Genomic DNA, 19,675 nt, shown 5'->3' with positions numbered 1-19,675 from the left:
TGGCCTCCTACAACCAGTGGGAGCAGGACTTCGCGGGTTTCCTCGACGAGAAAAGCGAATACGCCGACGGCAGCGTGAACGACATGCACCAAAGACTCGTCAAGGCCAAGCGCATGATCCGCGGACGCATCCGCGAGGGGCACCTGTTCACGTTCCTCGACGAGGACCTGACGGAGAACGGAACGATACCATCCACGAACAACCTCATCGAATCATGGAACGGACGAATCCGGGACATGCTGCGCCATCACCGCGGACTGCGCCTGATCCGGCAACTGAAGGCGATCTGCTGGTGGTGCCACCAGCACGCCGAACACCCCGAGACGGACGCATGGCTGGCGACGAACGCGATCACGGACGAACGGCTGGAGAGCCTCTACCAGAAGGCATGGGAGAACAGCCCGCAGGGCCGATACGAGACGTTCGGCATCCCCATGCACCACGGCACCGGCATCGACTGGAACGACTTCCACACCCGGGTCGAATGGCCATCCAACGACTAGACCACCAGACACACATTTTGGCCTATAACCCCAAAATGTGGATGTTCACTGACCATTAATAACGATTGTGGGCATGGACTGTTCATAAAAAGAATCAAATCGACCTTTTTATGAACAGTCCATACCCACACCATCGTTTGAATGAACAGCCCATACCCACAACCATTCAAAGCAACGATCAGCCGATGCCCACAGATGTCCGTTCCCAGAACGGCGTATCAGTTCGAGGTACACCCGCCCGTTCTAATTTCATAATTAATGGAGTCCTACGATACGCTTCAGCAAATGAAAATCGAACTACCTCATCCGCACGCATGCGAAGACGTTCTTCCCGCTCTTTTTCTTCAATAATTGTGTCTGACAGACTGCCATTAATAAACATCGTGGGGTCTGTATACTTCACACGCCCATCAAGCTCAGCCACAATCAGCCGACCAGTATCGGTATGCCATGCAAAATCCACTCGATCAATACGTCCAGAACCCAATGGATCAATAAATTCTTCCTGAACAACCGGCATAACGAATTTCGACTCTAACATCACACCCAGCGCATATGCCTCACCGCCGTTCTCAGTTCGGCCCGATGCACAAGTAACTGCACGTAGCGCATGTTTACGATGTCGTCCAGCATATTCTTGAAATATAATTTCCAGTTGAGCACTTGTGCGTAGTCCTTGTCGTAATACCGATTCAATCACTGCTAATCCGTCTGGAAATGATTGATGACGAGCACAATCAAATATCGTTCGATCCAACGGTGTGACCTTTACGCCATCTACCATTTCATATGCATCATCACGAATATAGTGATGAAGAATATGCCCGTAATTATGCACATGGCGTTCGCGAGTAGTAACAATATGCACATTATTCATATGACGAGTTGCTTCATCAATGCCTTGCATAATTGCAGCCGTTGCATCACAAAACACCCATTGCGAATGCAACACAGATAACGACCGAACGATGTGTTGGTACTGTTCGATACGGCTTAAGTGTGACCAATACACTGTATTGGCGTGTAACCTACCAAATACGCGCAGCAAATCACCTGCCTTGCGATGCCTTTGAAATAAATGGCATTCTGCATCTGATCTGCTCCATATACATATTCGTTGCTGCTGTGCATCGAGGCAACGCTGCTCGAGTTCTTTATTACATCTCATGCGCCGACCATACCCGATTATGTAATGTCAGCATGCTGTTTTCGAGGTATGTGGTCGAATGGTACTGAGTTATCCACAGTCGGCGTGTCTATCCACATTTTTTGTGGATATGTCATACCAGTTATCCCCATTGACCCTATTTCGAGTTCATAGAATGTGGGCATCAACTGACCATTCCCATCTACTGTGGGTGCATACTGTTCATGAAAAGGATCAAATCGACCTTTTCGTGAACAGTCCACACCCACATTGCCAGTTCGTGAACAGTCCACACCCACAATCTATAACGGCCAATGATCAGTCTATGCCCACAAATAGAACAGCTCAGGCTCAATATGGCAATCCCATAAAAACTGATCATGGCGAGTCTCGCCGCGCATCCTTTACAGTGGCCTGTATGACTTCACACCAGCCGTCTCAGTCCGCCATCAAACAGTTGCAGCGCCGTGTCACAAGCGCACATGACTGGATTCCCGATCAACCCGGTGCATGGGCAATGGCACTCTTGCCCTCAATCGCCGGCGTCATCATCGGCGGTGCGAATATCACGACGCTGTGGCTACTCGCGGCATGGATACTGTGCTATTGCGTACAATTCACCGCCGCTCGCTGGATGAAGTCTCACTATGCACGTCGCTACGCGCCACCAGTCCTTATATATACAGTATTACTCGCGCTTGTCGGACTACCGTTCGTCATTATCCACCCCGGCATTCTGCGCTGGGCGCCACTATATATTGTGCTCGCTGCAGCATCGTTTGCAGCGGCATGGCTGCGACGTGAACGATCGTTATGGGGCAACGCGGTAGCGATCGTCGCCGCCTGCATCATGACCACCATCATCATTTCGTTCGCAGGTCCGCAAATATCATGCGCACCCCAAATAGCAGCATGTCTCGCTCATGCTCGCGCCGAGTTTGACCAGTTTGCCCGCCACCTGCCAACTATCGCGACATGGTGGTCACCGCTGGCGCTGCCTGCCATTGGCATCATCGCAAGCGTTATGTTCGCACTCGAACAGTTCGGTTCAGTACTTTTCGTCAAAACTATGATTCGTGAACGTGGTAACCGTACCTATCAATGGGCATCATGGTTATGGCACGCCGTGCTATTCGGCATTGCAATACTGGCTAGTCTCTTCAGTCTCGGGTGGATAACAGCGATACCAGTAATCGTCACGAACCTGTGGCTACTGGCTCGCGCAATCGCACTGCCGATACTTGCACGACGGCGTACTATCAAGCCGATCGTCACTGGCATGGTTGAGATGGTTTCAAGTTTGCTGATTTTCGTAACCGTGATCGTAATACTCTGACACGCAACTCGACCGCGTCACACAAGCGAACAACCGACTGTGATTCGCGTCACGGTAATCACACGATACGATACGACTATTGACCAGCTTCAGCCACAGCCCCTATCGTGTGAATCGTGACATCATCGCGCGGATCTCAAATCAAACCCATCACGGCGCATCACGCGAACCAGTTGTACCAGCATGGCACGCTCGCTTTGCTTGTCCCGGGGCTACTAGAAGGCACCACAACAATCGGCGAGCTGCTCACACATGGTGACACCGGTATCGGTACCGGCGAAGGACTCGACGGCGAGCTTATTATCCTCGACGGTGTGGCATACAAGGTTGGCAGCAATGGCAAGGCTGAGCGTGTGCCAGATGATTTCACCATGCCATTCGCCAACGTACATCATGCTGCGTTTCAATATCAGTGCGAGCGGCGCGATATTGGACTCAAAGAGTTGAACGACCGTATTGTCGAGGCGAACGGCCGCGCGAACACGTTCTTTTCGGTGATCGTGCGCGGCACGTTCAGTTTTATGAAAACGCGCGCGGTGATCAAACAGCAGGCTCCGTACCCAACGCTGGTGGAGGTTGCTGACCGACAGGCGATGTTCTTACGGCACGATGTGAGTGGCACGATGCTCGGCTATTTTTCACCAGTGATGTTCCATGGTGCTGCGGTTGCTGGATTTCATGAGCATTTCTTATCGGATGATCATACGTTTGGCGGGCATGTGCTTGACGCGGTACTCGATCACGGCAAGATTTACAGCCAAGTATTCGATACGTTGGTGCAGCATTTGCCGGTTGATGATCCACAATACCGGGCTCACGATTTCAGCCACGATCCGATTGCCGAGGCGATCACTAGCGCCGAGGGCGATACGAAAAAGTAACGGCGCTCGGCTGGTGCGCCGGTCATATTGATTTGCATTATTCTCTTCGATGTCGTGCTCACTCACGCGATGGCAAAAACACTCACTGAGAACCCCATCAGTGAGCAAAAACCGCCACGCACTATATGGATGCTCACTGAAGGTGGTCTGAGCGAGCAAAAACCGCCACGCAGCAATACGAATGGCGGAAAACGCTCACTGACGACCCCGTCAGCGAGCGTTTTCTGCCACGCACCGAACCACAACAGTTCCTATAGCTCCGCATACCCACACACCACACACCCCATATACCCACATCACACCCACAACCACGCCAGCATCATATACCCACCGCATATAAACCCACATATAACGCCGCTTACAACGCGCATACACAATGCAGCTGCACGCGCATCCGCTCAGCGATCATGCGCAACATAAAAAAGGGGTTCGCCCATCGCGATGATGAACGAACCCCTGAACCTTACAAGGTTAGATGCGCTCGGAGGCTTCCTCCGTGGCGTCTACACCTTCGCGCTCGACGCGGATGCGATGTCCCTCAGCCTGCGGCACACCGTAGTATGCGGCGATCGCGATATCCTTCATGTCCTCGATCTGCGGAATGCGCGGGTTCGCCGGAGCACACTGGTCTTCGTAGGCGCGCATGCCGATCTGATCGAGCACGCTCCAGAAGTAATCCTCATCCACACCGCAATCTTGGAAGCTCTTGTTCATGCCGAGCTTGTTATCGCGGTAATCCTCGACAGCGCGAGCCAGATTCTCGACAGCCTCAGCCGGGGTCTTACCCGGGTCAATACCAAGGTTGATCGCGATATCACGGTAACGCTCGTCAGCAATGTACTTGTTGTACTTCGGCCAGCTCGTCGGTTCTTCCGGCACCTGACCGTTGTAACGAATCACGTACGGCAGCAGAATCGAGTTGGTACGACCGTGAGCAACGTGGCACAGCGCGCCGATCGTGTGCGCCATACCGTGGCACATGCCGAGGAACGCAGAACCGAACGCCATACCAGCCATTGTGGCCGCATTGTGCATCTTCTCCTGGGCCTTGGTTTTCTCAAGGCCCGGCTCTCCGTTGACGGACTCGGCGAGGTTGTCCCAGATCAGCTTGGCCGCGTGCAGTGCCATACCGTCGGTGAAATCGTTCGCATAGACGGACACGTACGCCTCAAAGCTGTGGGTCAGCGCGTCAAAACCAGCGTCGGAAGCGAGCTTACGCGGCTGCGTACGAGCAAGCACCGGGTCGACGATTGCGACGGACGGCGTGAGCGCGTAGTCGGTGATCGGATACTTGTAGCCGGTCTTGTGATCGGTGATCACTGCGAACGGCGTGACTTCCGAGCCGGTACCGGACGACGTCGGGATGCACACGAGCTTGGCTTTCTTGCCCAGCGGCGGAATCTTGAACGCGCGCTTGCGGATATCGAAGAACTTCTCGCGCACATCAGAGAAGCTGATTTCCGGGTGCTCGTACAGCAGCCACATGATCTTGGCCGCATCCATCGGCGAGCCACCGCCGACTGCGATAATCGTGTCCGGCTCGAACTCTTCGCGCATCATTTCCGCGCCGCGCTCGACAGTCTCCACGCTCGGCTCCGGCTCAACATAGTCGATGATACGGAACGTGACACGGTTGGAACGTGCACGCAGCTGATCGATAACCTTATCGACGATACCGAGCTGTTCCATGACCTTATCGCACACGATAACGGCCTTTTCGATGCCGTACATATCGCGCAGATACTTGATCGCGTTCGGCTCGAAGTAGGTCTTGGCCGGGATCTTGAACCACTGCATATTGTTGTTCCTCCGAGCGATGCGCTTAATGTTGAGCAGGTTGACGGCCTGAACGTTGCCGGACACCGAGTTGCCACCGTATGAGCCGCAGCCCAAGGTCAGCGATGGAGCGATGGCGTTGTAGATATCGCCGACACCGCCGAGCGAGCTCGGGGAATTCCAGATGATACGGCAAGCGTGCATACGCAGACCGTACTCGCGCACGAGCGCTTCGTTGTTGGTGTGAATGGCGGCGGTGTGACCAGCACCGAGCTTCAGCATGGCCTCACACATCTCAAACGCCTGTTCCTTAGAGTCGGCCTTGAGTACGGCGTGAACCGGGGCGAGCTTTTCGTGCGTGAGTGGCTCGTTATCGGAGACTTCGGAGCACTCGGCGGCGATGATGGTTGCGTCGGCAGGGATTTCAAAACCGGCAGCCTTGGCGATGAACTGCGGGGATTTGCCCGGCACCACAGAGTTGAGCTTCGGAGTGCCGCCGGAGAATGCGGTGCAGCCGAACATGTACTGTTCGAGCTTGGCTTTTTCTTCGTCGTTGACGAAGTATGCCTTGCGACGCTTGAGTTCCTTGACGAGCGGCTCGTAGACATCCTTGTGGGCGATGATGGCCTGTTCAGTTGCGCAGATCATGCCGTAATCGAAATGCTTAGACAGGATCAGATCGTTCGCTGCACGCACAACGTCCACGTCAGCGTCGACGTAGGCCGGCGCGTTACCAGCGCCCACACCGAGGGCCGGCTTGCCGGACGAGTACGCAGCCTTGACCATGCCCGGACCACCGGTGGCGAGAATCGTGGCGATGCCGTCGTGCTTCATGAGCGCACCGGTCGCTTCGATGGACGGGTGTTCGATCCACTGGATGCAGTCGGCCGGAGCGCCAGCTTCGATCGCCGCGTCACGCACGATGCGAGCCGCTTCCGCAGAGCACTTCTGCGCAAACGGGTGGAAGCCAAAGATGATCGGGCAGCGAGTTTTGAGAGCGATCAACGACTTGAAAATAGTGGTGGACGTCGGGTTCGTAACCGGGGTTACACCAGCGACTACACCAACCGGTTCAGCGATTTCATCGATGCCCATGACGTCGTCTTCGCGGATGATACCAACGGTTTTCTGTCCAGCCAGATAGTTGGTGACGTGCTCGCATGCGAAGATGTTCTTGGTGGCTTTATCTTCGACAAGACCACGGCCAGTTTCGTCAACAGCCATCTTTGCCAGCACGAGATGCTTGTTCAGTGCGGCAATGGACGCTTTCGCAACGATGCGATCTACTTGAGCTTGGTCAAGCTTTTCAAACTCGGTGAGAGCTTTCAGACCTTTGGTAACAAGAGCATCAACTTCGGCCTGTGCTGCCGCCTGCTTTTCCTCAGGGGTCGGCTTAGTAGGGGTCTCGGCCTGCTGTGCGTCTGCCATGAATCCTCCTTGACTTGTACGGGTATGCTCGCCACATTGACGACATCATGCCAGTCTCGTGACAGGCATAATAGGTCGCCACAATGTGGCCTACGTCACAATGTAGCGGACTGCGTAGAGCATCGCACACGCACATCATTAGCGGCGTTTTGCGTTTGATTTTGTTCTCTTTTTGTGTATTATGCGATCATTTCATGATAATTTGGTCACAAAAACCGCTTATACGCCATATATTGTTCACTTTTTCCGTCCTTCTCACAAATGAATGCACACACTCGCTGGCTTACTTTATAAAAGTAGCTTTCTAAAAGTAGTCATACATAGTCAAGATATGTAAAATGATTTTCATAAAGTGAGCGCGACCTGCACTTGCCAGCAGCAAAAAGAGTCAAACAGAAAGGCCGACAATGACGTTGACCACAACACAATCCACAACACAAGCGCAGCGCACCATCATCCGTTACTTATACACGCATCGTCAAGCCACGAAACAACAGATCGCGCGCGAGCTCAATCTCAGCATGCCCACTATCACACAGCATATACGCGAGCTTGCCGCGTCCGGCATCATCGCACCCGGCCCGCTACTCAAGTCCACAGGTGGACGGCAAGCGCGCACGATCATATTCAACCGTAATCATCGTCTTGCAATCGGCATCGCAACGACACCGACCACCGCCACGCTACGCGCAATCAATCTCTACGGAGAAACCGTCGCCGATTTCAACCGCACACTGCCTTGGCGAGGCGACACCGCGTATTGGCAGCGAATCAGTACTATTGCAAACGACTTTGCCACACAAGTTATCGGCAACGTCAGCAACGTCAGCGCGCGTCATGCAGTTGACAATGCCGCCGTAACTGCGGCCTCAACCAACACCGCCGCAACCGCGACAAACGTAACCACCGTATTAGGCATCGGCCTGTGTGTCCACGACGATCGTCAGCCAGTCGCCCCGCTCAATCTCACTCAGACCATCCAAACTGTCCACTATCCGTACGCTCTCATCCACCCTGCGGACGCCGCAGCATCCGCAGAAGCCTGGTTCGATCCGACCATCAGCGACGCAATCTGCATCTATCTCGACCGCGTGCCCAGCGGATCGCTGATCATTAACGGACAACTGCATCAGCCACAGCACGCCGCCTCGACCATACCACATCGCAACGGTGCGATCGAACACATGACTCTCGTACCAGACGGTCGCGAATGTCAGTGCGGGCGACGCGGCTGCATGGCCGCATACTGTTCGCCGCAAACGCTACCTGAAGATTACGAAAGTATTCCGGGCTTTTTCAGCGTGCTTGAGCAAGGCGAAACGCATCATCGCGAGCGCATGAATCAGTGGCTCGATTACGTGGCGCAAGCGATCGTTAACGCGCGATCAATCGTGGCTGGTGATGTCATTATCGGCGGCGAGGCTGCACAGTATCTCGATCATCACGATATCGCTGAACTGACGCGTCGCGTGATCGCACGGTCCGCGCTGTCGACCTATCACGGTACGCACAATGACGGTACGCACCGTGACGACACAGCGCAGCCGCAGTTTACGTTACGCACAGCGCGAGCCGACGACCGCCAGCATCTGACCGGTGCCGCACTGCCATTCGTCACGCGGTATCTTACGCAGTTGACTGGCGAGCGAGTAGTCAACGCGCCGTCACAATCGGCTCAATAACCGCCGCAACCGGCCCAATAACCGCCGCAATATCGCCACTTCACACAACACATCTACAATGAGTGTATGAAGAACGCAATTCCTGAGCGGTATGCGATACCGCATCGTTACGCAACGAGGCCGGGACTCTACTTCACCGAGGACGGCGGCGCCGACGCTGTCGTCCGTTCGGAAACCGCCGACCAAATATGGCTGTGCGTTTACGAACCAGTTGATCAGCCAACCAAGTTCTTCAACGGTGCGATTCGTATTTTCGACGACTCTCCTATGCCGTTTGTCAAGGAAATTCACGAACATGCAGTGTGCACGCGCATTATTGAATCGATGTACGTGCGCGAAACGTTGTTCCGTATGGAAGGTCCGAACTACGGACTGTGGTATGTGCATCTGCCCAAGGCGTGGGACGGCATGCGCTACGCGTATCGCGCGGATGGTGCGTGGGACCCCAAGCATGGTCTGCGATTCAACCCGTACAAACTGCTGCTCGACCCGTACGGCAAGGGTATTGACGGCCGTATGGAACTCGATCCGGCCGCGTTTTCGTATCGATGCGAAATCGGCGAGGATCACAAAGTGCGTGGTTCTGCATTCGGTGAGATGAGTACCGTGGACGCGCTCGGTAAAGTGCCGTTGTCTGTCGCCATCGACGACCGCGACACCACGAAACACGACGGCGATCCGCTGCATCCGCATGTGCCGTGGAGTAAAACCGTGCTGTACGAGCTGCATGTGAAAGGATTCACGCAAAACGCGCCGTGGTTGCCACCGGAATTGCGCGGCACGTACGCGGGTCTTGCGCATCCGATCACACTCGCGTATTTACAAGGGCTCGGCGTCACATCGATTGAGTTACTACCGATTCAAGCCAAGCAAGACGAACTGTTCTTGCAAGAGCGCGGACGGCATAATTACTGGGGATATTCGACGCTGAGCTACTTCTCCCCCGAGCCATCCTACGCAACTGCGGACGCTCGTGCGAAAGGTGCCGGCGCGGTGCGTGACGAGGTTATCGCGATGGTCAACGCATTGCACGAGGCCGGTTTCGAGGTCATTATGGACGTGGTGTACAACCATACGTGCGAAGGCGGCGTTGAAGGGCCAACCGTGTGTTGGCGTGGTTTTGACCCGATTTCGTATTATCGGCGGCAGAAAAATAATGTTGGCCGGCTTGAAGACACCACCGGTTGCGGCAATACGTTCGATTTCACGAACACGCATGTCGTGACGTTTGCGGTTGATTCATTGCGATACTGGGCGAAACGCATTGGCATTGACGGATTCCGCTTCGATTTGGCGGCGTCGCTAGCTCGGCTCGACGGCGATTTCACCAAGCATCACCCGTTCCTGTATGCGCTGCGTTCCGACCTGTTGCTCGGCAATCTCAAACTCATTATGGAACCGTGGGATCTCGGCCCGCAAGGTTGGCGTACTGGCGGTTTTGGTATGCCGTTCAGTGAGTGGAATGATCGATTCCGCGATACGGTACGTCGCTTCTGGCTAACCGACACGCAGTCTGGCGCCACAGGCAGTATCGGGATGCAGGAAATGGCGACTCGCTTGTGCGGATCGGCTGATTTGTTCGCAACCGATCCGGGCCGCGGCTGTGTGTCGTCAATCAACTACGTGGCCTGTCACGACGGGTTTACGCTCACCGATTTGACGCGTTACGTGTCTAAACACAACGAGAATAACGGTGAGAATAATATGGATGGTTCTAACACGAATCATTCCGTGAATTTCGGTGTGGAAGGACCGACCAATGATCCGGTAATCGAGCGCAATCGTGAACGCGCGGCCATGAATATGCTCGGTACACTGATGCTCTCGCTCGGCACACCGATGATGCTCGCCGGTGATGAGTTCCGCAACACGCAGCACGGCAACAACAACGCGTATTCGCAAGACAACGACATTACGTGGCTGGACTGGGATTGGCTGTATCAGACCAAGAAAACGCCGGAAATGCGCCGTTTGGAGACGGTTTCTCGACTGATTGCTATCCGTAAGTCGCTTGATTTATATCATCACGAAGAGTTTTTCACGCGTCTTACGCAGCTCGGATTATTCCGGCCGTCGAGTCGCGTGCAATGGTATCTGCCGGATGGCACGACGCCGATGGATAGTGACTGGTTTGATACGAGTGTGCGTTCGTTTGCTATGCGATTGTTGTCGGCGAATGAGATGGATGTGCTGATCGTGATCAACGGTGTGGATCGAGATACGTCGTTCCGGCTACCGTCTGATTGCGAGTGGCGATGCGAGTGGAGTTCCGGCGTGGTGTGCGGCGTGCGACCTGGTCGCGGATTGTGCACTGAGCGGCTGGACGCACATAAGTATCGCAATACGAACTGGACTGTGGCCGTGGATGAGGATGATCCAATTCACGAACTGGTTGAGGTGGTGCAAGCCGAGTTGGCGCGGCAGGCAAAGTTGGACGCGCCGCGCGAGGCGACGGTGGCTGGTGAGGCGCCGGGTGGTGAGGCGCCGGCTGCGGGGACGGCAGTAACGAGTGATGGTGGGAATGCTGGAGATAGCGGTGATGGTGCTACCGCCGATGCCAGTGTTACCACTGGTGATGTCTCTCATACCAGCGATTGCACAGTTAACGGCGCAGCCAATGTGAATGATCAGGCTGATGGCGGAAGCTCATCCGATACCGTTCCATCATCTGATGAACCGTACGACGCCGATCTGTGGACTATTCCCGCGCTCAGTATCAGCGTCATGCGTCGGGTTCAGTAGAACACCCATCGTCCGCCGAAATATCACAAAAATCCGGTTCTAAATGTGATATTCCGGCGGATGGATGGCATATCTCCGCCGCAATGTCACACTTAAGGACTGTTTTCTGTGATATTCCGGCGGAGAACGGTCAAGTGTCCGCCGGAATATCACAGAAAACGGGGTTTTAGAACGGCTCCCCTGAGGGGAACGTCCAACCCGTATAACTACCCCTCAGTCAGCTACGCTGACAGCTCCTCCGGCAAAGGGAGCCACGCCCAAACACAACAAGGCCCCGCACCGAAATGGTACGGGGCCTTGCCAAACCTGCGGTAAGGCTTAACGCTTCGAGAACTGCGGAGCGCGACGAGCCTTGTGCAGACCAGCCTTCTTGCGCTCGACGACGCGGGCGTCGCGGGTCAGCATGCCGGCCTTCTTCAGGGTAGCGCGGTTCGCATCACGATCGATGGCGTTCAGCGCACGAGCCACGCCGAGGCGAATAGCGCCAGCCTGGCCAGTGGTGCCGCCGCCGTCAACGAGGACGACAACGTCGAACTTGCCTTCGAGCTTGAGCAGAACGATCGGAGAGTTGACCTCACGCTGCTGCAGCTTGGACGGGAAGTACTCTTCCAAGGTGCGGCCGTTGACGGTCCACTTACCGGTGCCCGGGATCAGACGCACGCGGGCGACAGCTTCCTTACGACGGCCGGTGCCGTAGCCCGGAGCGATCGCAGAAGTGCCGGTGCCAGCGCCAGCGTTGGTCTCGGTGGTGTACGAGGTGAGCTCCTCTTCGGTTTCCTGAACCGCGGAGTCGTTGGTGTTTTCAGCCATGATTCTTATCTCCCTTCGGTTCACTTAGCCTGCTGCGAGACCTGAGTGATCTCGAAAACCTGCGGCTTCTGCGCGGTGTGCAGGTGCTCGGCGCCACGGAAGATGTGGAGACGATCCAGCTGCACCTTGGACAGACGGTTCTTCGGCAGCATGCCCTTGATGGCAGCCTGAATGATGCGCTCCGGCTTGTGAGCAAGCAGCTCGGCGTAGGAATCGCGACGCAGACCACCCGGACGACCGGAGTGTGCGTACAGTTCCTTGCCCATCTTGTTGCCGGTCAGAGCGATCTTGTCGGCGTTGATGATGATGACGTGGTTGCCGGAATCGGCGTGCGGCGCATACGTCGGCTTGTTCTTGCCGCGCAGCAGAATGGCGGCCTGAGAGGCCAGACGGCCGAGGACGATGTCGGTCGCGTCGATGATGTACCAGTCATGAGTCAGATCAGCTGGCTTCGGCGTGAAAGTTTTCACTGGTGTACCTTTTCTCAATTATTGTGTTCCGGGTTTCAGCTGCTCGACCGTGCACTTGGTTAGAGCACACAAAACGAGAGGCTTCGACCTCATTATCCGTGGGCTCCCTGAAAGTCCTCGATGGCGAGTGGGAAAGCGCTTTGAAGGACCCCTTAGGGAAACACAACAATCGACTAGTATATCGCGTGCCTTGACATTACGACAGTCACTATCTCGGGCGTGTTGCCACGACTCAACCCCATCATACTCACCACAATGTGGGCATGGGCTGATCACACAATGAAATGTGGGCACAGACTGTTCACAGAAAGTCCAAATCAGACTTCTCTATGAACATCCTATGCCCACACACATGAGCCGAGTCAATCAGCTCAATCAGCCGTGCATAATCGCAGTCAACTGCTGCAACTTCGCATTATCAAACAGCACATCGAGCGGAACGACGTTACCGTTGCCGTCAGCCAACGGAATACGCCAGTTCGGATACTCATTATTCGTGCCAGGCTGATTCTGCGCGCGCTTTTCACCGACCGCATCAGTAATCGACGCAGCAAGTAACTTGCACGGCGAATCCTGCAGCGCACGATACAGAGCCTCAATAATCTTCCACTCGTTAGCCTGCTCATCAGCCAACAGTGACTCATCCAGATAACCGTTGGCAACTAGCATGTCCATCATCGCGCGATGTTCAGCCTGAGCAGACTTCTCGAAATCTTCCTTCGGACCAGTCAACAATCCCAGCTGCTCACGCAACTTGACGTGCTCGTACTCAAGGTAACCGGCAACCGGCGGCAAGTCGTGCGTATTGACCGAAGCGAGCGCATACGGACGCCAGTCAGCTGGCGCGCGGAACGTACCGTCGAACTGCTCGAACCATTCGACTGCGCAACCGAGAATACCGTGCGCAGACAGTGCGTCGGACACGTAATCTGGAACGACGCCGAGATCTTCGCCAACGACCACACCACCGGCACGACGCGCTTCGAGCGCAAGAATACCGAGCATAATGTTGTAGTCGTAGTGCACGTATGTGCCGTCAATCGCAGACTTGCCGTTCGGAATCCACCACAAACGGAACAGGCCGAGAATATGATCGATACGCACCGCACCAGCCTGACGGAACATGCCGTGCACCATGTCGCGGTACGTGCGGTAACCGGTGTTCTCCAAGTTGATCGGGCTTAACGGAGGCTGACTCCAGTCCTGACCCTGCTGGTTGAACATGTCTGGCGGGGCGCCAACGGTCGCGCCCTTAGCGAAGCGTTCCGGATTCCACCACACGTCAGAGCCGAGCGGGTGCACGCCTACAGCCATATCAGACATGACGCCGATGCGCATGCCAGCCTTGCGCGCTGCATCCTGCGCGGCTTCGAGCTGCTCAACCGCAATCCATTCGAGCCAACGGTAGAAGTCGAGCGTGTCCGGATACTGCTCGCGCAACGCCTTGATTTCAGGAGAATCCTTGGTAAACCGCTTCTCCCAGTTGTCAGCCTGACCGGTCGGAGCACCCCACTTGTCGTAGCACAAGCACCATGTCGCGTACGATTCGAGCTCGCCGCCTTGCGCTTGCTTGTACGCGTCAAACGCGGCTTGACGCTCAGGCGTGCGTCCAGCCTTGAAAATCAGCCACAGTGCGCCCATCTTGGCACGCCACATGGCATCGCGATCGACAAGCTGAGAGTCCCCATTGAGCGGTTCGACTTGCGCGTGCAATTCTTGCACCTGCGCGGCAACGGTCGCATCCAGTCGACCGTACTCCTCGACTGACTCAGGCCGAATGTACGTGAAGTTAACAAAACGGCGCGATACCGGCAGATACGGCGACGGTGTGAGCGGCGAGACTGGCTCGGCCGCGTGCAACGGGTTGATCAGGATGAAATCGGCACCAGTCTTGGCTTTGGCTTCGACCAGCATAGTTTTCAGGTCCTCGTAGTCGCCCACGCCCCACGATTCGGACGAACGAATCGAGTACAGCTGTGCCATCCAACCCCACAGATGACCGTCGTTCATACCGTTGAGCATGTCGATTTTCTCGGGAGCACTGATCAGCGTCGCATCTTGCGTACGATCACCGACGGTGACGTGCAGCGTGTGATATCCGAGCGGCAGATTGGCCGGCAGTACTACTGACGCGGTCGCGATGAACTTGCCGTTAATCATGTACGCTTGCGAACCGTCGCCCGCACCAACCTCAAGTTGACCGTACTCGTCGCCGTTTTCCAGCGTAAGTGATGCTTTCGGCACGGATAAAATCGGCGTATTGATAAGCGCGGTATCTTGACGTCCGGCGATGTGCAGCACGGTGGGACTGATCAGTCGACCGTGACGTTCGTCAAGAATACGGCGAGTGGATGCGGCGATTGCTTCGTCACTTTCGGCTGCAATACCAAGAGCCGCGAGTACCGATACCAAGACATCATCTTCGATCTCGTGGTAGTCGTGGGACATGCCAACATAGCTGGTGGCCACGCCGACAAGTTTTGCGAGGCGAATCAACGGACGAGCCAGTCGCTCGGCGCTTTCTGTTCTCTCAGTCATAATCTTTAGTGTATGCCGTCATATGGAGCGTAATGCAAGTCAAAACGCCGAAATCACCGCACTTTACCGAATGTTAGCTTTGCGATTCCGCGAGATGGACATATTTCACAATGTGAACAATGTGAACGATGTGGGCAAGTGGCGAGATTTGGGCATTTTGGTGCCGACAGTCGAGCCGAATCACTGAATTGATTGTGACTACTTGCAAGACAGAACGCTAGCGGCAGCTTTTGCCACCACTGGATCTGGGTCTGACGCCAGCCGAGTTAACGTATCCGCCGACGTGTTCGGATTGAGCGCAACCGCGCGACGCACCATCGAGGTCAACACCGCCGGCGCGTTCGGCTCACTTTCCACACCGAATCGACTTAAGAAATCAAGCATATCCGCATCTAACTCAGGATTCTGCGCGCCTTCAAGCCGCATCTTCCACGACGTGCGCTTATTACGCAACGCCGTGTCGCGTACTTCCGGCACCGTGTCCTTAGTCAGACGGCCAACCAACCAATTTTTATCATCAGCGTTCGCAGCAACCGCCTTGCGTACGTTGGCATCCTCATCAATCGACAGTTTGACCAGCACGTTCGGGAACGGCATTGTTTCAGCGAGAAAAATACGATCTTCAACAGGAGTATGTGGATTGCCAGCGACCGCTTCAAGCAATGCGGTGGCGCGCGAAAACGCAGCTTGATCGGATTTATCTGGCAGAGGTCGGCGCGCAAATTCAGACAGTTCAGCCGGATTAGTTGAGTGACGCAATCGTTCGTATGTGGCGGTTAGCGGCTCGAAATCATCTGGAATGCCGGCATTATCCGTTTGATTGTCGTTCGTATCGGCCGTCGCCGATGCAGCTTGCGATTGTGCGGTATCGGCGGCACTCCGCTGCGATTCAGGTTTCTGGTCTTCACTCATGAACATCAGCTTAACGCGTCATCATCCCTCGTACTCAACCTCGTCATTCCTCCTCGCAACCCTTCCATGATGCGGTAAACCTCACATGGTGCGGTGAAATCCCCATGATGCGGTAAACGATTTGCACCTCAAATCGTAAAAACCGCGAAATTCCACCATTTTGTAAAACCGCATCATGGGAGGTTTACCGCACCATGTGAAAATTACCGCATCATGGGTGGTTTACCGCATCATGGGCACGATAACCGAGCGCCGCAGCCTACAGCGCGACTGGGCGGTTGACCGTATCGAGTCGCTCGGGCGTAACGACCGCGTTGAACGTTTCACGAACGCGCGACTCGAACGTATCCGCACGATCAGCTGGCACTACAGCACGCAATGTCACGCGATCCGTATACGACTCATCATCAGCGAGTCCATCACAATCAGTAAGTAACCGTTGAAACTGTGCCAGTTGCGGATATTCGAGCCGCACTGTATAACGCTGGCACGGCACAATACGCGCAAGCCGAGCCGCTTTCACCGCAATCGAAGCACCTGTCGAATACGCGCGAATCAGACCACCCGAACCCAGCAAAATACCGCCGAAATATCGCGTCACTGCGACTACGCAATCAGTAAGCCCACCCTGTCGCAACACGTCGAGAATCGGCTTGCCGGCTGTGCCAGACGGCTCTCCATCATCGCTCATACGCTCGGTCATGCGACCATCCGAACCGCCGCATACCGCCGCATACGCAACATGCCGCGACTTAGGATGCTGCTCGCGAATCGATTCGACAAACGCGAGCGCCTCGTCGAGTGAGTCAATATGGCACGCGTCGCCGATAAACTCGGATTTTTTCTCGACGAACGCGTCATGCGCGGGCGCGTCGGCAGTGTTGAGGATAGTGTGCATGATCGTTTAGCCTACTCTCGACGGTCGGCGGACGTCGCAGACATCGCGGCCGTCACAGACATCGGCAGCCATCGCAGCCATCGCGGCACTTACCGCTGTTCGTCCGTGATCGTCCACTCGCGCACTATATTGCGATCCGCTCCCATCGAGTAGATTACATCGTTGATACGCGAACGCACCGCCGCATCTTGCGCGTCTGACCAGCAGGTACCGTCCGGCTTATCAGACGCGAGCGAGCACCACTGATACTTGCCGCGCGTTTCGTTCGCACTCGGTGTCCAGTCGATGCGCGTGACACGCCACGAACCAGCCTTGCCGCGCGTACCAGCGAGTTGGATACGCGCGCTAACGCCTTGATTGTTGACGATCGTGGCCGGCCCAGCGGTTTCGGTAAGCGCATTGCCAAGTCCGTAAATAATCCACGTGCCGTTGTAGTTCTCAATAGGTTGCGCGCAGTGACATCCAGTGCCGAAAATCACGTCGAACTCGCCAGTATCGGCGAGCGCGTGCGCTTCAGTAACCTGCCATGAGTCGGCGTAGTCGAGATATTCTTGCACGGAATGCATAGCCATTGCGACGACGTCAGCGCCCTGCTCGCGTGCGGCTTTGGCTTTGGCGACTGCTCGGTCAATGTCGGACTGATAATGCGGGTCGCTGCTTTCGCGCAGTCGGTCAACGCGCCAGTCATAGTCAGCAGTTTGGCCGTTGAGCGAGACTGTGCCGGCGATCAGACCGAGCTTGCCACCGCCGGTTGGCGAGTCGATCACGAGAGGCTTGGTGGACTCTTCTTCAGTTGTGTATGAACCTGTTTGCGCGATGCCGTTGTCCGCAAGCGTTTTCCATAGGCGCGCGATACCGTCTGCTCCTTGATCCCATGAATGATTGGTCGCGTGCGTGCAGGCGCGGTAGCCGACTTTGGCAGCTGCGTCGGCAACTTCGGGTGGAATGTTGAAGACTGGATAGCCACTGTATGGGCCGCCGCGCTGGGCGACGGGCGTTTCAAAGTTGCAGATTGCGATGTCAGATGCTTCGATGTACGGGCGCATTGGCTCGAATAAGCTGGTGAAATCGTAAGCCGACCCGTCACTAGCCGTTGGGTTGACTGCAAAATTATCCCACAGTCCAGGATGGAAGAGCAGGTCGCCGTTGACGAACAGTGCGATGCAATCAGTGTCAGGACAGTCTGGCGAGTTGCCGTGATGCTCGACGACTGGCTGCGGCGCGGCGTTTGGCTTGTTGATTGTGGATGGCTGCTGCATAGTATGGTTCGCGTTTGCAGACGGATTGACTGATGCGACAGGACCAGTGACGTGTGCGATAGCGAGACCGACGCAGCAAGACAGTGCGATCAGCAGAACGGACGCGAGCACACGCCAGTGTCGTGCTATGCCAGTGTTCGCGGGGATATTGGCATGTTGTCCATATCCTTTTATGTGTCCCATAACGACTTCCTTGGCTTCCTTGGCTTCTTCTCACAGCCTGTTATTTTCTAGGCTCTGTTAAGCCAGAATTGGCATTAATCCTTTCCTTGGCTCCCCTTGTCAGGGGAGCTGTCAGCGACGCTGACTGAGGAGTAGTCCGCAAACATATGTCTTTGTTTAACAGAACCATTTTTCTCTATCTTCTGTGTGATCTTCGACATAGTGAGCGTTAACACACGTTTTTGGCGGAATTTCAAGACGCGTTGGCTGCGTGTCTACATACAGATCGCTACAATATGGGATGGAGACGGACGGACAAGGGCGTACCTCCGGCTCCGTTTACTCGTACCGCGTGGCAGAAAACGCTCACTGAGGGTACTGTCAGCGAGCATTTTCCGCCACGCCCAGTATGCAGTGGCGGTTTTCGCTCACTGAGCATGCCCTCAGCGAGCGATTTCTGCCACGCACTAGAGGGGACGCGATCATATATAACGGTAGACAAATGATCGGCGAATAATGACACACGAACGGACGACACAGTCTCGCAATCAACACTGTCGTGCCTCGTTACGCCTAGGATAATCCGTATCGGCTCACAGTTGACCCGATATCAACCCCAGTAACAACATCCACCCACCAAACTCGACTCAGCAGAAGGTACTTATGACCACCCCACTCCCCCACGCCGATAACACGCCCAACACCACCAACGCGCACGCATCAACAACCCTAGCCACACCGCCCATCAGCGCAACTCCAGTCCATCTCACGCCAGTCACACACTCATCCAACATCATCCAAGGCGATCATTGGCGTATCTCAGTCCTGTCCGACTCACTCATCCGACTGGAGTGGTCAGATTCAGGACATTTCGAGGATCACGCTACGCAAACCGTTGTCAGTCGCGACTTCAGCAACAGCAACACCAACACCAGCAACGCCAATGACAACACACGTCCAACGTTCACCGTCACTCATCGCAACGGTTTCCTCTTACTCGACACGCCGTCACTGCGGCTTGAATACGACNNACGCAGCGACAATGAGCACAACCAACAGTCCACCAACAGACGCGAGCCATGCGGCCATACGCGTCCACACTGGCATGGTAATCGGACACGGGTGCGCTTG

Annotated in this window: 11 protein-coding genes and 2 pseudogenes; 5 read left to right on the top strand and 8 right to left on the bottom strand. The window is 55.3% G+C overall.

From position 1 onward, the window contains the following. Nucleotides 1-503 (top strand): annotated as a pseudogene (locus BHAP_RS10995) (IS256 family transposase); the annotation flags it as partial. Nucleotides 504-681: 178 nt separating this feature from the next. Here BHAP_RS10995 and BHAP_RS10990 read toward each other — a convergent pair. Continuing rightward, the gene (locus tag BHAP_RS10990; protein ID WP_143248806.1) at nucleotides 682-1,671 is read right to left on the bottom strand and encodes a hypothetical protein; all 990 of its coding nucleotides are present in this window, start codon (nucleotides 1,669-1,671) and stop codon (nucleotides 682-684) included. A 397-nt stretch (nucleotides 1,672-2,068) separates the two neighbouring features. Here BHAP_RS10990 and BHAP_RS10985 point away from each other — a divergent pair, with 397 nt between their 5' ends. Next, nucleotides 2,069-2,986 carry a YwiC-like family protein gene (locus BHAP_RS10985; protein ID WP_094730704.1) on the top strand — a complete coding sequence of 306 codons (918 nt, stop codon included), beginning with the start codon at nucleotides 2,069-2,071 and terminating at the stop codon, nucleotides 2,984-2,986. 116 nt (nucleotides 2,987-3,102) lie between these two features. Beyond that, on the top strand, nucleotides 3,103-3,867 hold the full coding sequence (gene budA / locus BHAP_RS10980; protein WP_094730703.1) for an acetolactate decarboxylase: 765 nt from the start codon (nucleotides 3,103-3,105) through the stop codon (nucleotides 3,865-3,867). Nucleotides 3,868-4,338: 471 nt separating this feature from the next. On the opposite strand, the gene adhE is transcribed toward budA, so the two are convergent. Then, entirely contained in the window at nucleotides 4,339-7,071 is a 2,733-nt protein-coding gene (gene adhE, locus BHAP_RS10975) for a bifunctional acetaldehyde-CoA/alcohol dehydrogenase (RefSeq protein ID WP_094730702.1), read from the bottom strand. A 407-nt stretch (nucleotides 7,072-7,478) separates the two neighbouring features. On the opposite strand from adhE, the gene BHAP_RS10970 reads away from it, so the two are divergent. Together BHAP_RS10970 and glgX are read left to right on the top strand one after the other, a co-directional pair. Beyond that, nucleotides 7,479-8,753 carry an ROK family transcriptional regulator gene (locus BHAP_RS10970; protein ID WP_094730701.1) on the top strand — a complete coding sequence of 425 codons (1,275 nt, stop codon included), beginning with the start codon at nucleotides 7,479-7,481 and terminating at the stop codon, nucleotides 8,751-8,753. A 66-nt stretch (nucleotides 8,754-8,819) separates the two neighbouring features. After that, nucleotides 8,820-11,001, top strand: a pseudogene (gene glgX, locus BHAP_RS10965) (glycogen debranching protein GlgX); the annotation flags it as partial. A gap of 812 nt (nucleotides 11,002-11,813) precedes the next feature. On the opposite strand, the gene rpsI reads toward glgX, so the two are convergent. The 6 genes from rpsI to BHAP_RS10935 all read right to left on the bottom strand — a co-directional run bounded on the left by rpsI (nucleotide 11,814) and on the right by BHAP_RS10935 (nucleotide 18,565). After that, nucleotides 11,814-12,305: a 30S ribosomal protein S9 gene (gene rpsI, locus BHAP_RS10960; RefSeq protein ID WP_094730699.1), complete on the bottom strand. Its 492-nt coding sequence runs from the start codon at nucleotides 12,303-12,305 to the stop codon at nucleotides 11,814-11,816. A 20-nt stretch (nucleotides 12,306-12,325) separates the two neighbouring features. Further along, a complete protein-coding gene (gene rplM, locus BHAP_RS10955) occupies nucleotides 12,326-12,775 on the bottom strand; it encodes a 50S ribosomal protein L13 (RefSeq protein ID WP_094730698.1) in 450 nt (149 codons plus the stop codon). A gap of 375 nt (nucleotides 12,776-13,150) precedes the next feature. Next, nucleotides 13,151-15,313: a 4-alpha-glucanotransferase gene (gene malQ, locus BHAP_RS10950; protein WP_094730697.1), complete on the bottom strand. Its 2,163-nt coding sequence runs from the start codon at nucleotides 15,311-15,313 to the stop codon at nucleotides 13,151-13,153. A 198-nt stretch (nucleotides 15,314-15,511) separates the two neighbouring features. Continuing rightward, entirely contained in the window at nucleotides 15,512-16,225 is a 714-nt protein-coding gene (locus tag BHAP_RS10945; RefSeq protein WP_094730706.1) for an AbrB family transcriptional regulator, read from the bottom strand. 259 nt (nucleotides 16,226-16,484) lie between these two features. Further along, entirely contained in the window at nucleotides 16,485-17,123 is a 639-nt protein-coding gene (locus tag BHAP_RS10940) for an IMPACT family protein (RefSeq protein ID WP_094730696.1), read from the bottom strand. An 89-nt stretch (nucleotides 17,124-17,212) separates the two neighbouring features. Beyond that, a complete protein-coding gene (locus BHAP_RS10935) occupies nucleotides 17,213-18,565 on the bottom strand; it encodes a CapA family protein (protein WP_094730695.1) in 1,353 nt (450 codons plus the stop codon). Nucleotides 18,566-19,675: the final 1,110 nt, after the last annotated feature.

Source organism: Bifidobacterium hapali, from assembly GCF_002259755.1.
GTDB classification, from domain to species: Bacteria; Actinomycetota; Actinomycetes; order Actinomycetales; family Bifidobacteriaceae; genus Bifidobacterium; species Bifidobacterium hapali.
Note: the sequence above shows the minus strand (reverse complement) of the source record. Positions and strands in the feature narration are given on the sequence as shown.

Coding starts and splice junctions, on each gene's coding strand:
- BHAP_RS10940 (WP_094730696.1), bottom strand. CDS start 17,123: ATGCACACTATCCTCAACACTGCCGACGCGCCCGCGCATGACGCGTTC.
- adhE (WP_094730702.1), bottom strand. CDS start 7,071: ATGGCAGACGCACAGCAGGCCGAGACCCCTACTAAGCCGACCCCTGAG.
- BHAP_RS10970 (WP_094730701.1), top strand. CDS start 7,479: ATGACGTTGACCACAACACAATCCACAACACAAGCGCAGCGCACCATC.
- BHAP_RS10945 (WP_094730706.1), bottom strand. CDS start 16,225: ATGAGTGAAGACCAGAAACCTGAATCGCAGCGGAGTGCCGCCGATACC.
- malQ (WP_094730697.1), bottom strand. CDS start 15,313: ATGACTGAGAGAACAGAAAGCGCCGAGCGACTGGCTCGTCCGTTGATT.
- rpsI (WP_094730699.1), bottom strand. CDS start 12,305: ATGGCTGAAAACACCAACGACTCCGCGGTTCAGGAAACCGAAGAGGAG.
- BHAP_RS10935 (WP_094730695.1), bottom strand. CDS start 18,565: ATGGGACACATAAAAGGATATGGACAACATGCCAATATCCCCGCGAAC.
- BHAP_RS10990 (WP_143248806.1), bottom strand. CDS start 1,671: ATGAGATGTAATAAAGAACTCGAGCAGCGTTGCCTCGATGCACAGCAG.
- BHAP_RS10985 (WP_094730704.1), top strand. CDS start 2,069: ATGACTTCACACCAGCCGTCTCAGTCCGCCATCAAACAGTTGCAGCGC.